The sequence below is a fragment of the Arthrobacter sp. P4_F11 genome (assembly GCF_056401395.1).
Genome location: NZ_JBFUJK010000023.1, coordinates 1 through 14,512 on the forward strand (window position 1 = coordinate 1; position 14,512 = coordinate 14,512).

Annotated in this window: 13 protein-coding genes, 1 tRNA gene and 1 pseudogene; 5 read left to right on the plus strand and 10 right to left on the minus strand. The window is 67.0% G+C overall.

Annotated elements, in window-relative coordinates:
* From AC1DRO_RS19705 to AC1DRO_RS19750, 10 genes and pseudogenes are all read right to left on the minus strand, one after another.
* Nucleotides 1–407: pseudogene (locus AC1DRO_RS19705) on the minus strand (hypothetical protein); the annotation flags it as partial.
* 224 nt (nt 408–631) lie between these two features.
* Nucleotides 632–708 (minus strand) — tRNA-Pro (locus AC1DRO_RS19710).
* Nucleotides 709–856: 148 nt separating this feature from the next.
* Nucleotides 857–2,407 carry a ribosome biogenesis GTPase Der gene (gene der / locus AC1DRO_RS19715; RefSeq protein ID WP_028275909.1) on the minus strand — a complete coding sequence of 517 codons (1,551 nt, stop codon included), beginning with the start codon at nt 2,405–2,407 and terminating at the stop codon, nt 857–859.
* The gene (locus AC1DRO_RS19720) at nt 2,404–3,084 is read right to left on the minus strand and encodes a lysophospholipid acyltransferase family protein (RefSeq protein WP_476952146.1); all 681 of its coding nucleotides are present in this window, start codon (nt 3,082–3,084) and stop codon (nt 2,404–2,406) included. The genes der and AC1DRO_RS19720 overlap by 4 nt, the downstream gene beginning before the upstream one ends.
* A gap of 73 nt (nt 3,085–3,157) precedes the next feature.
* On the minus strand, nt 3,158–3,901 hold the full coding sequence (gene cmk, locus AC1DRO_RS19725) for a (d)CMP kinase (RefSeq protein WP_028275911.1): 744 nt from the start codon (nt 3,899–3,901) through the stop codon (nt 3,158–3,160).
* A complete protein-coding gene (locus AC1DRO_RS19730) occupies nt 3,901–5,010 on the minus strand; it encodes a prephenate dehydrogenase (RefSeq protein ID WP_476952115.1) in 1,110 nt (369 codons plus the stop codon). Before AC1DRO_RS19730 ends, cmk begins: the two co-directional genes overlap by 1 nt.
* Nucleotides 5,011–5,012: 2 nt before the next feature.
* Nucleotides 5,013–6,278, minus strand: coding sequence for a pseudouridine synthase (locus tag AC1DRO_RS19735; protein WP_476952116.1), 1,266 nt, complete (start codon nt 6,276–6,278; stop codon nt 5,013–5,015).
* A gap of 130 nt (nt 6,279–6,408) precedes the next feature.
* Nucleotides 6,409–7,014 carry an SMC-Scp complex subunit ScpB gene (gene scpB / locus AC1DRO_RS19740; RefSeq protein ID WP_476952147.1) on the minus strand — a complete coding sequence of 202 codons (606 nt, stop codon included), beginning with the start codon at nt 7,012–7,014 and terminating at the stop codon, nt 6,409–6,411.
* Between the two features lie 101 nt (nt 7,015–7,115).
* Complete coding sequence (locus AC1DRO_RS19745; protein WP_476952117.1) at nt 7,116–7,994, minus strand: segregation and condensation protein A; 879 nt, start codon at nt 7,992–7,994, stop codon at nt 7,116–7,118.
* A gap of 44 nt (nt 7,995–8,038) precedes the next feature.
* Nucleotides 8,039–8,938 (minus strand): ParA family protein, encoded by a 900-nt coding sequence (locus tag AC1DRO_RS19750; protein WP_476952118.1) that lies wholly within the window; start codon nt 8,936–8,938, stop codon nt 8,039–8,041.
* Nucleotides 8,939–9,320: 382 nt separating this feature from the next.
* Here AC1DRO_RS19750 and AC1DRO_RS19755 point away from each other — a divergent pair, with 382 nt between their 5' ends.
* From AC1DRO_RS19755 to AC1DRO_RS19775, 5 genes are read left to right on the plus strand one after another with little or no spacing between them, the layout of a single operon-like run.
* Entirely contained in the window at nt 9,321–9,650 is a 330-nt protein-coding gene (locus tag AC1DRO_RS19755; RefSeq protein ID WP_028275916.1) for a hydrogenase maturation nickel metallochaperone HypA/HybF, read from the plus strand.
* 2 nt (nt 9,651–9,652) lie between these two features.
* A complete protein-coding gene (hypB, locus tag AC1DRO_RS19760) occupies nt 9,653–10,573 on the plus strand; it encodes a hydrogenase nickel incorporation protein HypB (RefSeq protein ID WP_476952119.1) in 921 nt (306 codons plus the stop codon).
* Between the two features lie 55 nt (nt 10,574–10,628).
* On the plus strand, nt 10,629–11,687 hold the full coding sequence (locus tag AC1DRO_RS19765; RefSeq protein WP_026538777.1) for an NADH-quinone oxidoreductase subunit B family protein: 1,059 nt from the start codon (nt 10,629–10,631) through the stop codon (nt 11,685–11,687).
* 25 nt (nt 11,688–11,712) lie between these two features.
* Nucleotides 11,713–13,506 carry a nickel-dependent hydrogenase large subunit gene (locus tag AC1DRO_RS19770; RefSeq protein WP_018772303.1) on the plus strand — a complete coding sequence of 598 codons (1,794 nt, stop codon included), beginning with the start codon at nt 11,713–11,715 and terminating at the stop codon, nt 13,504–13,506.
* 6 nt (nt 13,507–13,512) lie between these two features.
* Nucleotides 13,513–14,487: a NifU family protein gene (locus AC1DRO_RS19775; protein ID WP_476952120.1), complete on the plus strand. Its 975-nt coding sequence runs from the start codon at nt 13,513–13,515 to the stop codon at nt 14,485–14,487.
* The last annotated feature ends 25 nt before the right edge of the window (nt 14,488–14,512 follow it).

Here is a 14,512-nt window from a genome sequence, read left to right on the forward strand (position 1 = left end):
GCTGCCGAGGTCCTGGCCACAGTGGTGTAGCCGGTCCGGAACCCAGTGACCCGGACCGTGAGGGTACCGGCGACGTCCCTGGCGACGGGAACGTAAGTGGATGCGGTCGCCCCGAGGATGGCCACGCCCGAACGGTACCACTGGTAGTCCAACCTGACCCCGACAGGATCGGAACTGCCCTCATCGACAGGACCCCAGACACCCGGATCCGCCGTCAGCTTGGACCCCACCTCGGCGGCCCCCGTCACCTTGGGGACGGGTGAACCCTCGAGTTGAGCCGCTGCGAATGTGGTCTCGAGGAGATGAACGATGCGTTCCCCGGGCGGTTCGTACCCTTGCGCCGGCAGCGCCCCCGCCAGGAGCGAAGTAAGAGTTAGGGACAGAGCCGCAGTCAGGGCAATGGGCACAGCAAAGGTAAAGCCTTTCAAAGTTCCCCCAAATTTAGCGCAACCAAGCTTGCCGAAGTCTAGCTGCAATTCAGGGCTGACCTCGCACGACAGGTACCGGCTGGCCTCCAGCGGGAACTTTTTTGGTTTCCCCAACCGGCTAGGCGCGAAGTCCGTGCAGACGCAGGCAAAACAAAAACCGCCCCACCTCCAGGAAGATTCCCAGTGATGGAGCGGTTGTCTGTTGGTCGGGCTGACAGGATTTGAACCTGCGACCCCTTGACCCCCAGTCAAGTGCGCTACCAAGCTGCGCTACAGCCCGCTGGTTCCACCGTTCTCCGCCCGGAAGTCTTCCCGGATTCGCTCCAGGTTTTCTTCCAAGCAGTCCGGCCGAACCACCTCCAAAAGCTTACACGATCCGGGAGGGTGCCTGTGACAATTTCAGGCTGTGACGGCAAGGTGTGTCGGAATTAACGTTTCTTGCCACGCTTTTCGCGCACGCGCATGTTGACCTCGATCGGCGTGCCCTCGAAGCCGAAGGTCTCCCGGAGGCGTCGGGTGATGAAGCGGCGGTATCCCGGATCCAGGAATCCGGTGGTGAAGAGGACGAACTTCGGCGGCCGGCTCGAGGCCTGGGTGCCGAACAGGATACGGGGCTGCTTGCCGCCGCGGACCGGGTGCGGGTGCGCTGCGACAAGTTCGCCCAGGAACGCGTTGAGGCGTCCGGTGGGGATGCGCTTGTCCCAGCTTTCCAGGGCGGTGTCCAGGGCCGGGACGAGCCGGTCTTTGTGCCAGCCGGTCTTGGCCGAGATGTTCACGCGCGGTGCCCAGGCCACGTGTGCCAGGTCCTGCTCGATTTCGCGTTCCAGGTAGCGGCGGCGCTCGTCGTCGAGGAGGTCCCATTTGTTGAAGGCCAGCACCAGGGCGCGGCCGGATTCAACGGCGAGCTGCAGGATGCGGACGTCCTGCTCGCTGAGCACTTCGTCCACGGCCAGGAGCACGACGGCGACCTCGGCCTTTTCGAGCGCGCTCTGCGTGCGCAGGGAGGCGTAGAAGTCCGCGCCCTGGGCCATGTGCTGGCGGCGCCGGATGCCGGCGGTGTCCACGAAGCGCCACGTGCGTCCGCCGAGTTCGATGAATTCATCGACCGGGTCGCGGGTGGTGCCGGCGGTGTTGTCCACCACCACGCGCTCGGAACCGGCGAGCTTGTTCAGCAGCGATGACTTGCCGACGTTCGGGCGGCCGATCAGGGCGATGCGGCGGGGGCCGCCAGAGCGCTCGAGGCCTTCAATCAGGGAGTACTCCGGGAGGGTGTCCATGACGTGGTCCAGGAGGTCCGCCACGCCGCGGCCGTGCAGGGCCGAGACGGGGTACGGTTCGCCGAAGCCCAGGCCCCAGAGGGTGGCCGAGTCGGCTTCCTGGGCGAAGTCGTCCACCTTGTTGGCCACCATGATGACCGGCTTCTTCGACTTGCGCAGCATCTTCATGACGCCTTCGTCGGTCGCGGTCGCGCCCACGGCGGAATCGACGACGAACAGGACGGCGTCGGCAAGTTCCACGGCCATCTCGGCCTGCTCCGCCACACGGGCGTGGATGCCGCGGGCATCGTGCTCCCACCCGCCGGTGTCCACGACGGTGAAGTTGCGGCCGTTCCAGTTTGCCGAGTACATGACACGGTCGCGGGTGACGCCGGGGGTGTCCTCGACCACTGCCTCGCGGCGGCCCAGGATCCTGTTGACCAGGGTGGATTTGCCCACGTTGGGCCGTCCGATGATGGCCAGGACCGGGTCCAGCTTGACCGGGCCGTCAAAGTCCTCATCGTCGAAGTGGCCGCTCAGCAGGGCCGCGTCGTCTTCGTCGAGCTCGTAGTCGTCCAGCCCGGCACGCAGCGAGGCCGCGCGGAGTTCCGCTTCGTCATCGTCCAGGGCGGCAAGGTTTTCAGCCACCTGGTCGGTGCCGGTGGGCGTGTATTCGTCTTCGCCGGCGCCAAAATTGCCGGAGGTTTGAGTCGTATCGCTCATTGCACTTTCCTTAGGTGGTGATCTGCCGGCGTCCCGGCTACTGCAACATGTCGTTCATGCGGGGATTCCGCGTGGGGCAGGGGCTGCCCGGTCCTTAGTACTGAGTCCTGGACATGGCGCGCTAATGCGGCCCGGATTTCGGTTCCCGCCCTGTCCATTGAAACACGCCCGCTCTCGCCGGGCCTGCGGCTGACGTTGATGGCCCCGCCGAAGCTGACGTGCAGGCGCCGGCGCGGTGCGGGCACCGTGTCCAGGTGTTCGCCGCCGATTCTTGTGCCCAGGATGGCCACGGGAACCACCGTGGCGCGGGAGTTAAGCGCCAGCCAGGCGACGCCGTTGTTGATCGCGGCGGCCTCACCGCTCCCCCGCGTGCCTTCGGGAAGAATCCCGACGCACCGTCCGGCGTCGAGCAGGCTTCGGGCCGTGGCCAGCGCCGCACGGCCACCGCGGCGGTCGACGGGCACCTGGCCCGCCGCCGCCAGGACGCGGCCGAGGAACCCGGTGAACATCTCCTGCTTTACGAGGATGTGCATGGGCCGGGGCGAGGCGCCGAACATGACGGGCCCGTCCAGGAAGCTGATGTGGTTTCCCGCGAAAATCACGGGACCGGCCGCCGGGACGTTGGAGCGTCCGCTGACCGAGGTGCGGTAGACGAGGTGGTCCAGGAGCCAGCCCACGGGCCGGCTCCACGCCGTCGTCCACTGGCCGGGCAGGGAGGCGGGCGCTGTCCCCGGCAGTCCGGCGCGCCCCTCAGTCACCGTGGACGGCCCGGAGCGGAACAGGAGAATGGTTGACCACGGTGTCCACGATGTCGAGGGCGGCCTGGACCGTCTCGTCAAAGTCCAGGTCGGAGGAGTCCAGGGTCACGACGCCGTCGGCGGCCGTGGTGAAGTTCACCACGGTGGAGTCCTTGGCATCGCGGTGCGTGACCTGGGCTGCCAGCTGCTCGGCATTCTGGCTGCCGCCCAACTGGATGCCGCGGCGGCGCAGCCGGGCTTCCTCGCTGGCGGTCAGCAACATCCGCACCTCGGCATGGGGCGCGACGACGGTGGTGATGTCCCGGCCTTCGACCACCATGCGGCGGTGGTGCTTTTCGATCAGCTCGCGCTGCCGGCGGATCAGTTCAGTCCGCGCGCCCAGCGTGGTGGCGACGGCGCTGACTGCCGCGGAAATGGCGGGTTCACGGATGGCGAGAGTGACATCGTGCCCGCCGACGCGGACGTACTCTTCCTGCGGGCTCGTGCTGATTTCCAGCGGCAGGGTCTCTGCGGCGGTCTCGACGGCGGCCCCGTCGTCCAGGTCTGTGCCGCTCTGCAGGCAGAACCATGTCAGGGCGCGGTACATCGCGCCGGTGTCGAGGTAGGCCAGTTTCAGCCGGCGGGCCACCTCTTTGCTCACGCTGGATTTGCCGGAGCCGGAGGGGCCGTCGATGGCAACCACAAGGCTTTTTCCGGGGCGGACTACGTCCACTGTCTCAATGAGTTCCTGGGTCATTACTGGAGTACCCGCCATCCACGGTCGTTGAGGGCTGCTATCAAAAGGTCGTGCTTGTTGGGCAGGACGGAAATTTCCACCATGCCCACATTCTGCCCCGAAGAGTGGTCGAGGCGGAGGTCTTCGACGTTGACGCCGATCTCGCCAATCTCGGTCAGCAGCTTGGCGATCTGTCCGGGTGTGTCATCCACCAGCACCGTCAGCCACGAGTATGCCTGCGGGGGCCCGCCGTGCTTGCCCGGGATCCGGGACTGGCCGGCATTGCCTTCGCTGATCAGCTGGGCAAGGTCCAGCCGGGCGCCGGGAGCGGCCGGTGCCTCCAGGGTGCCGATCAGCCGGTTGAGGTCCTCGCGGACTCCGTGCAGGATTTCCACCACTTTTTCCGCGTTCGCGCCCAGGATCTGGACCCAGAGCGTGGGATCGCTTGCGGCGATCCGGGTGACATCCCGCAGCCCGTTGCCGGCCAGGGACAGGGCGTGCAGGGGTGTGCCCTGCAGGCGGCTGGCCACGAGCGAGGACATCACCTGCGGCAGGTGTGAGACGAGCGCCACGGCTGCGTCGTGTTCGTCGGCAGCGAATTCGGACACGACGGCGCCGAGATCGCCGGCCAGCGCACGCGCCACCCGCAGGGACTCAGGCAGTGTCTCTTCCGCCGGGCACACGACCCACGGCATGGAGGTGAACAGCTCGCCGCGGGCGGCGACCGGGCCCGATTTCTCGCGCCCGGCCATGGGGTGGGTCCCCACGTAGCGGCCCAGGTCCGCGCCGCGGCTGCGGAGATCGGCCAGGATCTGTGCCTTCACGCTCGCGATGTCCACCACGACGGCGTGCGGGTAATCCTGGAGCGCTGTGGCAACGACGTCCGCCGTGACATCCGGCGGCGCGGCCACGACGACGAGCTCCGGCGCCTCCCCCTCGAGGCGCGCCAGTGGCAGGCCGGCGCCGATGTCGACGGCGACGGCCTGGTTGGTCGGCGAGGGATCCGAGAGGAACACGGGGACGCCCCGCCCCCGCAGCCCCAGCCCGATGCTGGTGCCCAGAAGCCCGGAGCCCAGGACGAGCACCGGGCCGTTCAGGTGGCCGCGGCCGTGCGTGCGGAAGGCGGACATGCTTACAACCCCACGGAGGCCAGCAGGTGGCCGACTTCCTGCTTGCCGAGGTTGCGGATGCTGCCCTGGCGCTGGTCGCCGAGCCCGATGGGGCCGACCTTGACGCGTACCAGGCGCAGCACGGGGAAGCCGACGGCGTCGAACATGCGCCGGACGATCCGGTTCTTGCCCGAGTGCAGCACGACCTCGATCAGCACGTGGCCCGGGGTCGAGTCGACGAGTTTGAAGGAGTCCACCGAGGCGATGCCGTCCTCGAGTTCGACGCCGCCCTTGAGTTCGGCGCCCACGCCCTGCGGGAAGGGCCCGCGGACCTGCACAAGGTAGGTCTTGGGCACTTCATAGGACGGGTGCGTCAGGCGGTTGGCGAGCTCGCCGTCGTTGGTCAGCAGCAGCAGCCCTTCGGTGGCGACGTCAAGTCGGCCCACGTGGAAGAGGCGTTCGCCGTGGTGGTTGCGGACAAAGTCGCTGATGCACGGGCGGCCGTCCGGGTCCTCCATGGTGGAGACAACGCCCTTGGGCTTGTTGAAGACCATGTAGACCATGTTCTCGTCCAGCTGGATGCGCAGTCCGTCGACGTGGATCACTGCCGTCTTCGGGTCGACGCGCACGCCGAGTTCGGTGACCACCTGGCCGTCGACCTCGACGCGGCCCTCGGCGATCATTTCCTCGCAGACCCGCCGAGAGGCGACGCCGGCGGAAGCCATGACCTTCTGGAGGCGGGTGCCGTCGGCGTCGTGCAGCTCAGACTGCGGCACCTCGGCGCGGGGTCCGCGCTTGCGGGCCGGCTTGCGCACGGGCCCGAGGTTCTGGCCGAAGCGTTCACTGCCGAAGGCGCGGGAACCGGTGGCCTTGGCCGCTCCGGCGCCGACGCGCGGCTTGGGCTTGAGGGCGCCGGGAGTGCCGGGAGCCTTGCCGAAGCCGGGCTTGCGGGCGGCTGCCTTGCGGGCTGCCTCCTTGCCGGAGGGCGCTTTCGACTTCCAGTCAGCGGAAGCCGGGCGGGCAGTCGACGGCGCGCCGTCGGGACCCTGCAGGTCCGGATCGATGAAGGCCTCTTCGCGAGGCTTGGGGTGCTTGAAGGGGCGGTCTCCGCCGCCCTTGTAGCCGGCCCCGCCGCTGCGGCCGGCGCCGCCCTGGGAGCTGCGGCCTGCGCCGCCCTGTGCGCCGCGGCCTGAACCGCCTTGCGCCGGCTTTTGGCCGGAATAGCTTTGTCCGGCACTGTTGCGTCCCGAACTGTTACGTGGTGAACCCTGGCGTCCCGCCTGTGTCATGACCCGTCCTTACGTTGGTGGCCCGCGGCCGCTGTCTCCCGACAACACCCGCCGGCCGGGCAAATGGTTCTGCCCGGTGGATACTCTCGTGCAGACGTTGCGCCTGCACAGATTCTGCATTAAATACTGCTTACATTCTTCCTGCGTCGTAGTATTCCTCGATGCCTTCCAGTCCAGGAAGGTGGGGGGAAAGCTGTGGCAATTCAGCCACAGAGCCGATTCCCATCCGCTCAAGGAAATACGATGTCGTGCGGTACAGGATTGCTCCGGATTCGGGTTCTGTTCCCGAATCCTCAATCAGCCCCCGCTGCGTCAGCGTCCGCACGACAGAGTCAACGTTGACTCCTCGAATTGCAGACACCCGCGCCCTTGATACGGGCTGGCGGTATGCGATGACGGCGAGCGTTTCGAGCGCCGCCTGCGTCAGCCTGGCTGTCTGGCCTTCCAGCACGAATCCGCCAACGATCTCGGCGAACTCCGCGCGGGAATAGATCCGCCAGCCTCCGGCGATATTCCGCAATTCAAAACCCCGGGGGGCGGCACTGCTGCCGCCATTGTTGCCACCGTTGGTACTGCTGTTTTTACGGCTCTGGCTGGTGACGTCCGCATCCGGGGCATTAACAGTATAGCCGTTATACTCCCGCTGCAGTTCAGCCAGCAGGGTCTCGACGACGTCGACCGTCAGATTCAGCCCGGCTGCCAGGGCCGGGGCGGTGGCCGGTTCATCGATCACCATCAGGACGGCCTCGAGGGCCGCGCGGGCGCCCCCTGGCAGGCTCGCGACGTCCGGCCCAGCGTCCGGCCCGCCCTCGCGGGCAGCGTCGGGGAGTCGTTCGTTCACGGTTGGTCCTCATATTCTTCACTCAGGTTTTCGCTGCTCCACCCCTGGGTATCGGCCGTCCAGTGCACCGTCAGCTCCCCCAGCGGCAGCAGCTGGTCAAAGCCCACCGCCCGGTCGCGGAACAGCTCCAGCAGCGCCAGGAACCGCGCCACCACCACCAGCGTGGATTCGGCGTCGGCGATCAGGGCCCGGAAGCTCAGCGGCGTGCCCAGCCGCAGCCGGTTCCCCAGCAGCTCGGCCTGTTCCTTGACGCTGACGGGCGCGCCGTGCAGGTGCGCGAGGCCTACTTCGGTGGGGGCTGCCTCCTTGGGTTTGAGGGCCGCCTCGGCCAATGAGGCGAACTGGGCAGGGGTGTGCCGCCACAGCAGTTCCGGAAGCAGGGCAGCGAAGTGCCCCTCAAGGGCAACCTGCCGGGGATAGCGCCGGGCCTCAAGCTCGAGCGAGGAGCCGATCATGCCGGCCACCTGCTTGAAGGCCTTGTACTGCAGCAGCCGGGCGAACAGGAGGTCCCGGGCCTCCAGCAGGGCAATGTCCTCATCGTCCTCAACCTCGCCCGCGGGCAGCAGCCGGGCCGCTTTGAGGTCCAGGAGGGTGGCCGCAATCACCAGGAATTCGCTGGCCTCATCCAGGGCCCACTCCTCCCCCAGCTGCTGCAGGCCCCTGATGTACTTGATGAATTCGTCAGTGACCGTGGACAGCGCCACCTCGGTGATGTCCAGCTGGTGCTTGGAGATCAGGCCGAGCAGGAGGTCGAACGGGCCGGTGAAGTTGGCCAGCCGCACTTCGAATCCGGGCTTTTTGACGCGCGGTTCTGCTGGGTCCTCCGGCCCCGCGGCCCGCGCGGATTCCGCGCGTGTGTCGAGCTCCGCAGGCATGTCGAGATTCGCTGGCGGAGAAAAGGCGCCTGCCACGATCCTGGCTAGGGCGCGCCGCCGCGCGAGATCAGCTCTTTGGCCAGGCGGCGGTAGGCGTCGGCACCGACGTGGTTGCCCGCGTAGGTAGTGATGGGCTCGGCCGCGACCGTGGCGTCGGCAAATTTGATCGAGCGCTTGATGACGGTTTCGAAGACCTTGTCGCCAAAGGCCTCCACCAGACGGGCGATCACCTCGCGGCTATGCAGGGTCCGGGCGTCGTACATCGTGGCGAGCACGCCGTCGACCTGCAGGCGCGGGTTGAGGCGGTCCTGGACCTTGTCGATGGTTTCCACGAGCAACGCCACGGCGCGCAGGGCAAAGAATTCACAGATCAGCGGGATGATGACGCCATGGGCGGCGGTCAGCGCGTTGACGGTGAGCAGGCCGAGCGAGGGCTGGCAATCGATCAGGACGACGTCGTAGTCGTCCTCGACCTTTTTCAGGGCCCGGTCCAGCACCTGTTCGCGGGCCACTTCGTTGACCAGCTGTACCTCGGCGGCGGAGAGGTCGATGTTGGCCGGGAGCAGATCCACGTTTTCCACGCCGGTCTTCTGGATGGCGTCGCGGATGTCCACCTTGCGGTCCATCAGCACGTTGTACACGGTGAGGTCGAGCTCGTGCGGGTTGGTGCCCAGGCCGGCGGACAGGGCGCCCTGCGGATCGAAGTCGACCAGGAGCACGCGGCGGCCGTATTCGGCCAGGGCTGCGGCGAGGTTGATCGTGGACGTGGTTTTGCCGACCCCGCCCTTCTGGTTCACCATGGCGATGACCCGCGCAGGACCATGGGAGGACAGCGGCGCGGGCTCCGGAAAGTCGCGTTGGGGCCGCCCGGTGGGGCCCATGACGGCGTCTTCCAGATCGAGTTCGGTGCCTTCCAGAGTTGCTGAACCCTGTTCGCTGCTCACGTATCTATCCACACTTTCGATGACGGTGATTGTCGTGCTTCATTGTGCCGCTTCCGGGCTCCCGGAGCCCAGCGCGTTCCTCCCAAGGTTACAGCGCCCGACACGGTATTCGCCGGACCTTGACACTGCGCCGGAGGCTGTGCCTTGACGTTCGGGTTGAAGTCGAAGGTTGCTACCGGGCTGTCACGGCGTCCCGGGCGTGCCGGCAGGCACGCCCGGGGGGGACGCCAAGGGCGAAGCCCGCAGGCGCGCAGGGACGGAGGCCCGCAGGCGCGCAGCGGGGGGCTGAAGCAGGCAGGCGGGCCCGCGCTCCGGCGGCCCCGGAGATATTGAAGTTTGGACCCCGCAGGCCTACATTGAAACGACGAGGTGGCAGCGGCTCATGCACGAACTTTCGATCACGCAAAGTCTTGTGGAGGCGGTCCTGGACCGGACCGGTGGCCGCTCCGTGACGGGCGTCAACCTGCGGATCGGACCCTTGAGCGGCGTCCTCCCGGACGCCGTGCGCTTTTGCTTCGAAGTCGTTTCAGCTGACACGCCGCTGGCCGGGGCAACCCTGACGATCGATGAATCCGAGGGCCGGGCCAGATGCCGCAGCTGCCGCGACGAGTTCGTCCTTGAGGACATGTTTCTGCTCTGCCCCTGCGGCAGTGCCGATGTCGAAGTCGTCAGTGGCCGGGAACTCCTGGTCACCTCGGTGGAGGTTGCGTAGACATGTGTGCGACGTGCGGATGCGGCGACGACGCCGGCACCAGGGTTTCGGACCTCGACGGCACTGTGCACGACATCTTGCCCGCTGCTGCGGCCCCGCACGAACATCCGCACCCGCATCCGCACGATCACGGCCATCCCCACGATCACGACCACGATCACGGCCATCCGCATCCCCAATCGCCCGGGACAGCCGGCGCCGGGCACAGCCCCGCGGCGGAGGGACGGACCCTCATCTCCCTGGAGGAGAACCTGCTCGCCAAGAACGACCTCCTGGCCGCACGGAACCGGGGTTGGCTGGAAGGACGCGGCATCCAGGCCTTCAACGTCATGAGTTCCCCAGGGGCCGGCAAGACCACGCTCCTGGTCCGGACCATCAGGGAACTTGCCGGTGAGCTGGACATTGGAGTGATCGAAGGGGACCAGGAGACCTCGCTGGACGCCGACCGGATCCGGTCCACCGGGCGGCCGGTGATCCAAATCAACACCGGGGCAGGCTGCCACCTGGATGCCGGGATGCTGCAGCGGGCGCTGGGCGCGCTGGATCCGGTCCCCGGATCGACACTCTTCATCGAAAACGTGGGCAACCTGGTGTGCCCGGCATTGTTCGACCTCGGCGAATCGGCCCGGGTCGTCGTGATCTCAGTTACGGAGGGCGATGACAAACCGCAGAAATACCCCCACATGTTCCTGGCTGCCGACCTGGTAATCATCAACAAAGCAGACCTGCTCCCCTATGTGGAGTTCGACGTCGAACGTTGCGTGCGCCAGGCGCGTCTGCTCAATCCCGGCGTCGACGTCCTGACCCTGTCAGCTACCACCGGCGACGGCATGGACGGCTGGCTGGAGTGGATCCGGAAGAATCCCCACCCGGCGGCGGCTGCCGCCGGGAGTGCGCCGCGCTCTGGCGGACTACGCGTTTGACCGTTGACGCAACATTCGAGCCGCGGCCACAGGGCGGGCTCCGAAGGAGGCAACGATGCCTACAGCTACTGCATTGAAAGCGGAAGAAACCTTGATCCACGTCCTGTGGATCAATGCCGGACTCAGTTGCGACGGTGACTCCGTGGCCCTGACGGCGGCAACCCAGCCAAGCGTCGAGGAGATAGCCCTTGGGGCACTTCCCGGACTACCCAAGATTGCCATGCACTGGCCGCTGATCGACTTCGAATGCGGCCCGCAGCAAGGCGCCGACGACTTCCTCGAGTGGTTCCGCAAGGCGGACCGCGGCGAGCTGGAGCCGTTTGTGCTGGTGGTGGAGGGGTCCATCCCGAATGAAAAGCTGCACGCCGCGGGCGGCTACTGGGCGGCCTTCGGCAACAACCTCGACACCGGACAGCCGATCACCACCAGCGAGTGGCTGGACCGGCTGGCGCCCAAGGCGACGGCGATCATCGCCGCCGGGACCTGTGCGACCTACGGCGGCATCCATGCCATGGCCGGAAACCCTACCGGCGCCATGGGGGTGCCCGACTATCTCGGGTATGACTGGCGCTCCAAAGCCGGGATCCCGATCGTGTGCGTCCCGGGCTGCCCCATCCAGCCGGACAACCTTTCCGAAACCATGACGTACCTGCTGTATCAGGCCACCGGACAGGCCCCCATGATTCCCCTGGATGAGGCGCTCCGGCCGACCTGGCTGTTTGGCCAGACGGTGCACGAGGGATGCGACCGCGCGGGGTACTACGAACAGGGCGACTTCGCCACCGAATACGGGTCCCCGAAGTGCATCGTCAAGCTCGGCTGCTGGGGACCGGTGGTCAAGTGCAACGTGCCCAAACGCGGCTGGATGAACGGAATCGGCGGCTGCCCCAACGTAGGCGGCATCTGCATCGGCTGCACAATGCCGGGCTTCCCGGACAAATTCATGCCGTTCATGGACGAACCTCCCGGCGGCAAGCTGTCGACCGCGTCGGTCATGCCGTACGGCAAGACCATCAGGACACTGCGGAACATCACGAAGCACACGCTGGACCAGGAACCCCGCTGGCGCAAACCCGGTAATGATCTGCTGACCGGCGCCAAGCGGACCTGGTAGGGACGCTAGGCAGAGAGGCAATGCAATGACTTCGACGATTCCGATGCCCTCGGCGGACGGTACCGCGGGCGAGAACCTGGTGGAGATGGCCTGGGACCCGATCACAAGGATCGTCGGCAGCCTCGGCATCTACACCAAGGTCGATTTCAAGAACAACCAAGTGGTGGAATGCCACAGCACGTCCTCGATTTTCCGCGGCTATTCCATCTTCATGCGCGGCAAGGACCCCCGGGACGCGCACTTCATCACGAGCCGGATCTGCGGAATCTGTGGCGACAACCATGCCACCTGTTCCTGTTACGCGCAGAACATGGCCTACGGCGTGAAGCCGCCCCACTTGGGCGAATGGATCGTCAACCTGGGCGAGGCCGCCGAGTACATGTTCGACCACAACATCTTCCAGGAGAACCTGGTCGGCGTGGACTACTGCGAGAAGATGGTCTCCGAAACCAACCCGTCGGTGCTGGCCAAAGCCGAGAACACGCCGGCCCCGCACGCCGCTGAGCACGGATACCGCACGATCGCGGACATCATGCGCTCGCTGAACCCGTTTACCGGGGAGTTCTACCGCGAGGCGCTGCAGGTGAGCCGGATGACCCGGGAAATGTTCTGCCTGATGGAGGGCCGGCATGTCCATCCCTCCACGCTTTACCCCGGCGGCGTGGGCACCGTGGCGACGATCCAGCTGATGACGGACTACATCACCAGGCTCATGCGGTACGTGGAGTTCATGAAGAAGGTCGTGCCGATGCACGATGACCTCTTCGACTTCTTCTATGCGGCCCTGCCAGGGTACGAGCAGGTCGGGCTGCGGCGCACCCTGCTGGGCTGCTGGGGGTCCTTCCAGGACCCGGAGTTCTGCAATTTCGCCTACAAGGACATGACGGAGTGGGGCCGGAAGATGTTCGTCACCCCCGGCGTCGTGGTGGACGGCAAACTCGTGACCACGGACTTGGTGCGCATCAACCTGGGGATCCGGATCATGCTGGGCTCGTCCTACTACGAGGACTGGGGCGACCAGGAAATGTTCGTCACCCGCGATCCGCTGGGCAACCCGGTGGACCGCCGGCACCCCTGGAACCAGCACACCAACCCGCGGCCGCAGAAGCGCGACCTCGAGGACAAGTACAGCTGGGTGATGTCACCGCGGTGGAATGACGGCGAAAGCAACCTGGCGCTGGATACCGGCGGCGGCCCGCTGGCCCGGCTCTGGTCGACCGCCCTTGCCGGCTTCGTCGACACCGGCTACCTCAAGTCAACGGGCAGCAGCGTCCAGATCGAGCTCCCCAAGACTGCGCTGAAGGGCCCGGTGACCCTGGAATGGAAGATCCCGCAGTGGAGCAACACGCTGGAGCGGAACCGCGCCCGGACCTATTTCCAGGCCTACGCGGCGGCCGCCGCCCTGCACTTCGCCGAAAAGGCGCTCGAGGAAATCCGGGCCGGCCGCACCAAGACGTGGGAGTCCTTCGAGGTGCCGGAGGAAGCCATCAGCTGCGGCTTCACCGAAGCCGTCCGCGGCGTGCTCTCGCACCACATGGTGATCCGCGACGGCAAGATCGCCAACTACCATCCCTATCCGCCGACGCCCTGGAACGCCAGCCCGCGCGACTCCGAGGGAACACCGGGCCCGTATGAGGACGCGGTGCAGGGCCAGCCCATCTTCGAGGAGAACGACCGCGATCATTTCAAGGGCATCGACATCATGCGCACCGTCCGCAGCTTCGACCCCTGCCTGCCGTGCGGCGTCCACATGTATCTCGGCGACGGGCAGACGCTGGACTTGCTGCACTCCCCCACACAGTCGCTCACCGGTGAGTAGCCCGCCATGGACCGGGAGAATCTGTTGGGCTCGGCCGGTGAACGGATCAGTTCCCTCCTGGACGCACTGGGCTCCGGCGGTCCGGTGGCCCGGGACCGGGCGGAGGAACTGGTCCGGCAGGTGACGGAACTCTACGGTGCCGGGCTGGAGCGGATCCTGCACGTGCTCGATTCGCAGGGTGCGCTCGGGCCCGGAACGGTTTCCGCCCTCACCTCCGACCCGTTGGTGTCAGGCCTGCTCCTGATCCACGGGCTGCACCCCGTGGACCTGCCCGGCAGGGTCGCCGGTGCCCTGGACTCGGTCCGGCCCTACCTCGGCTCGCACGGCGGGGATGTGGAACTGCTCGATATCAGCGAAGAAGGCGTCGTCCGGCTGAGGCTGCTGGGCAGTTGCCAGGGCTGTCCGTCGTCGTCGGTGACGCTCAAGCTCGCCGTCGAGGACGCGATCGAATCTGCGGCGCCCGAGGTGACCGGCATCGAAGTGGAGGAGGCGGCTCCCGCCGCCGTTCCCGCCCTCATCCCGGTCGGCGCCCTGCGCTCGCGGCTGGACGGGTTGGGCGGCCCGCCCGACGGCGGCATTCGCAGTGCCGCGCCGGACTGGGCGGTCCCCGACGCCGGCACGCCGGCCTCAGGCACGTGGCAGGCGGTCCCGGCCCTCGCTGAGCTGGAGTCCGGAGCCGTGGCAGGCTTCCTGGTGGCGGGTGTGGAGGTAATCACGTGCCGGATCGGCCCGGACGTCTACGCGTTTGTGGACCGCTGCCCGCGGTGCACCCACTCCATGCCGGGCGCCTCGCTGCAGCGGGCTCTGGCTGCCCCGGTGGGCGGGGGGCTGTTGCGCTGCCCGCACTGCCGCAGCCACTTCGACGTCCGGAAGGCCGGGGCCTGCCTCGAGGACAAGGCGCTGCACCTTGATCCCCTCCCGCTGCTGCTCCGCGACGGGGTTCCCTCCGTGGCCGTCCCCACCACCGCGGACCCGCTGTGAGGTGCCGGCACATGAATTCCGCGGC

Bases quoted from the DNA above. Each gene is read 5' to 3' on its own strand.
- AC1DRO_RS19730 (WP_476952115.1), bottom strand. From the start codon at position 5,010: ATGTCCGCCTTCCGCACGCACGGCCGCGGCCACCTGAACGGCCCGGTG.
- der (WP_028275909.1), bottom strand. From the start codon at position 2,407: ATGAGCGATACGACTCAAACCTCCGGCAATTTTGGCGCCGGCGAAGAC.
- AC1DRO_RS19745 (WP_476952117.1), bottom strand. From the start codon at position 7,994: ATGCCTGCGGAGCTCGACACACGCGCGGAATCCGCGCGGGCCGCGGGG.
- cmk (WP_028275911.1), bottom strand. From the start codon at position 3,901: ATGACCCAGGAACTCATTGAGACAGTGGACGTAGTCCGCCCCGGAAAA.
- AC1DRO_RS19775 (WP_476952120.1), top strand. From the start codon at position 13,513: ATGGACCGGGAGAATCTGTTGGGCTCGGCCGGTGAACGGATCAGTTCC.
- scpB (WP_476952147.1), bottom strand. From the start codon at position 7,014: ATGGTGATCGATGAACCGGCCACCGCCCCGGCCCTGGCAGCCGGGCTG.
- AC1DRO_RS19755 (WP_028275916.1), top strand. From the start codon at position 9,321: ATGCACGAACTTTCGATCACGCAAAGTCTTGTGGAGGCGGTCCTGGAC.
- AC1DRO_RS19765 (WP_026538777.1), top strand. From the start codon at position 10,629: ATGCCTACAGCTACTGCATTGAAAGCGGAAGAAACCTTGATCCACGTC.
- AC1DRO_RS19735 (WP_476952116.1), bottom strand. From the start codon at position 6,278: ATGACACAGGCGGGACGCCAGGGTTCACCACGTAACAGTTCGGGACGC.
- hypB (WP_476952119.1), top strand. From the start codon at position 9,653: ATGTGTGCGACGTGCGGATGCGGCGACGACGCCGGCACCAGGGTTTCG.
- AC1DRO_RS19770 (WP_018772303.1), top strand. From the start codon at position 11,713: ATGACTTCGACGATTCCGATGCCCTCGGCGGACGGTACCGCGGGCGAG.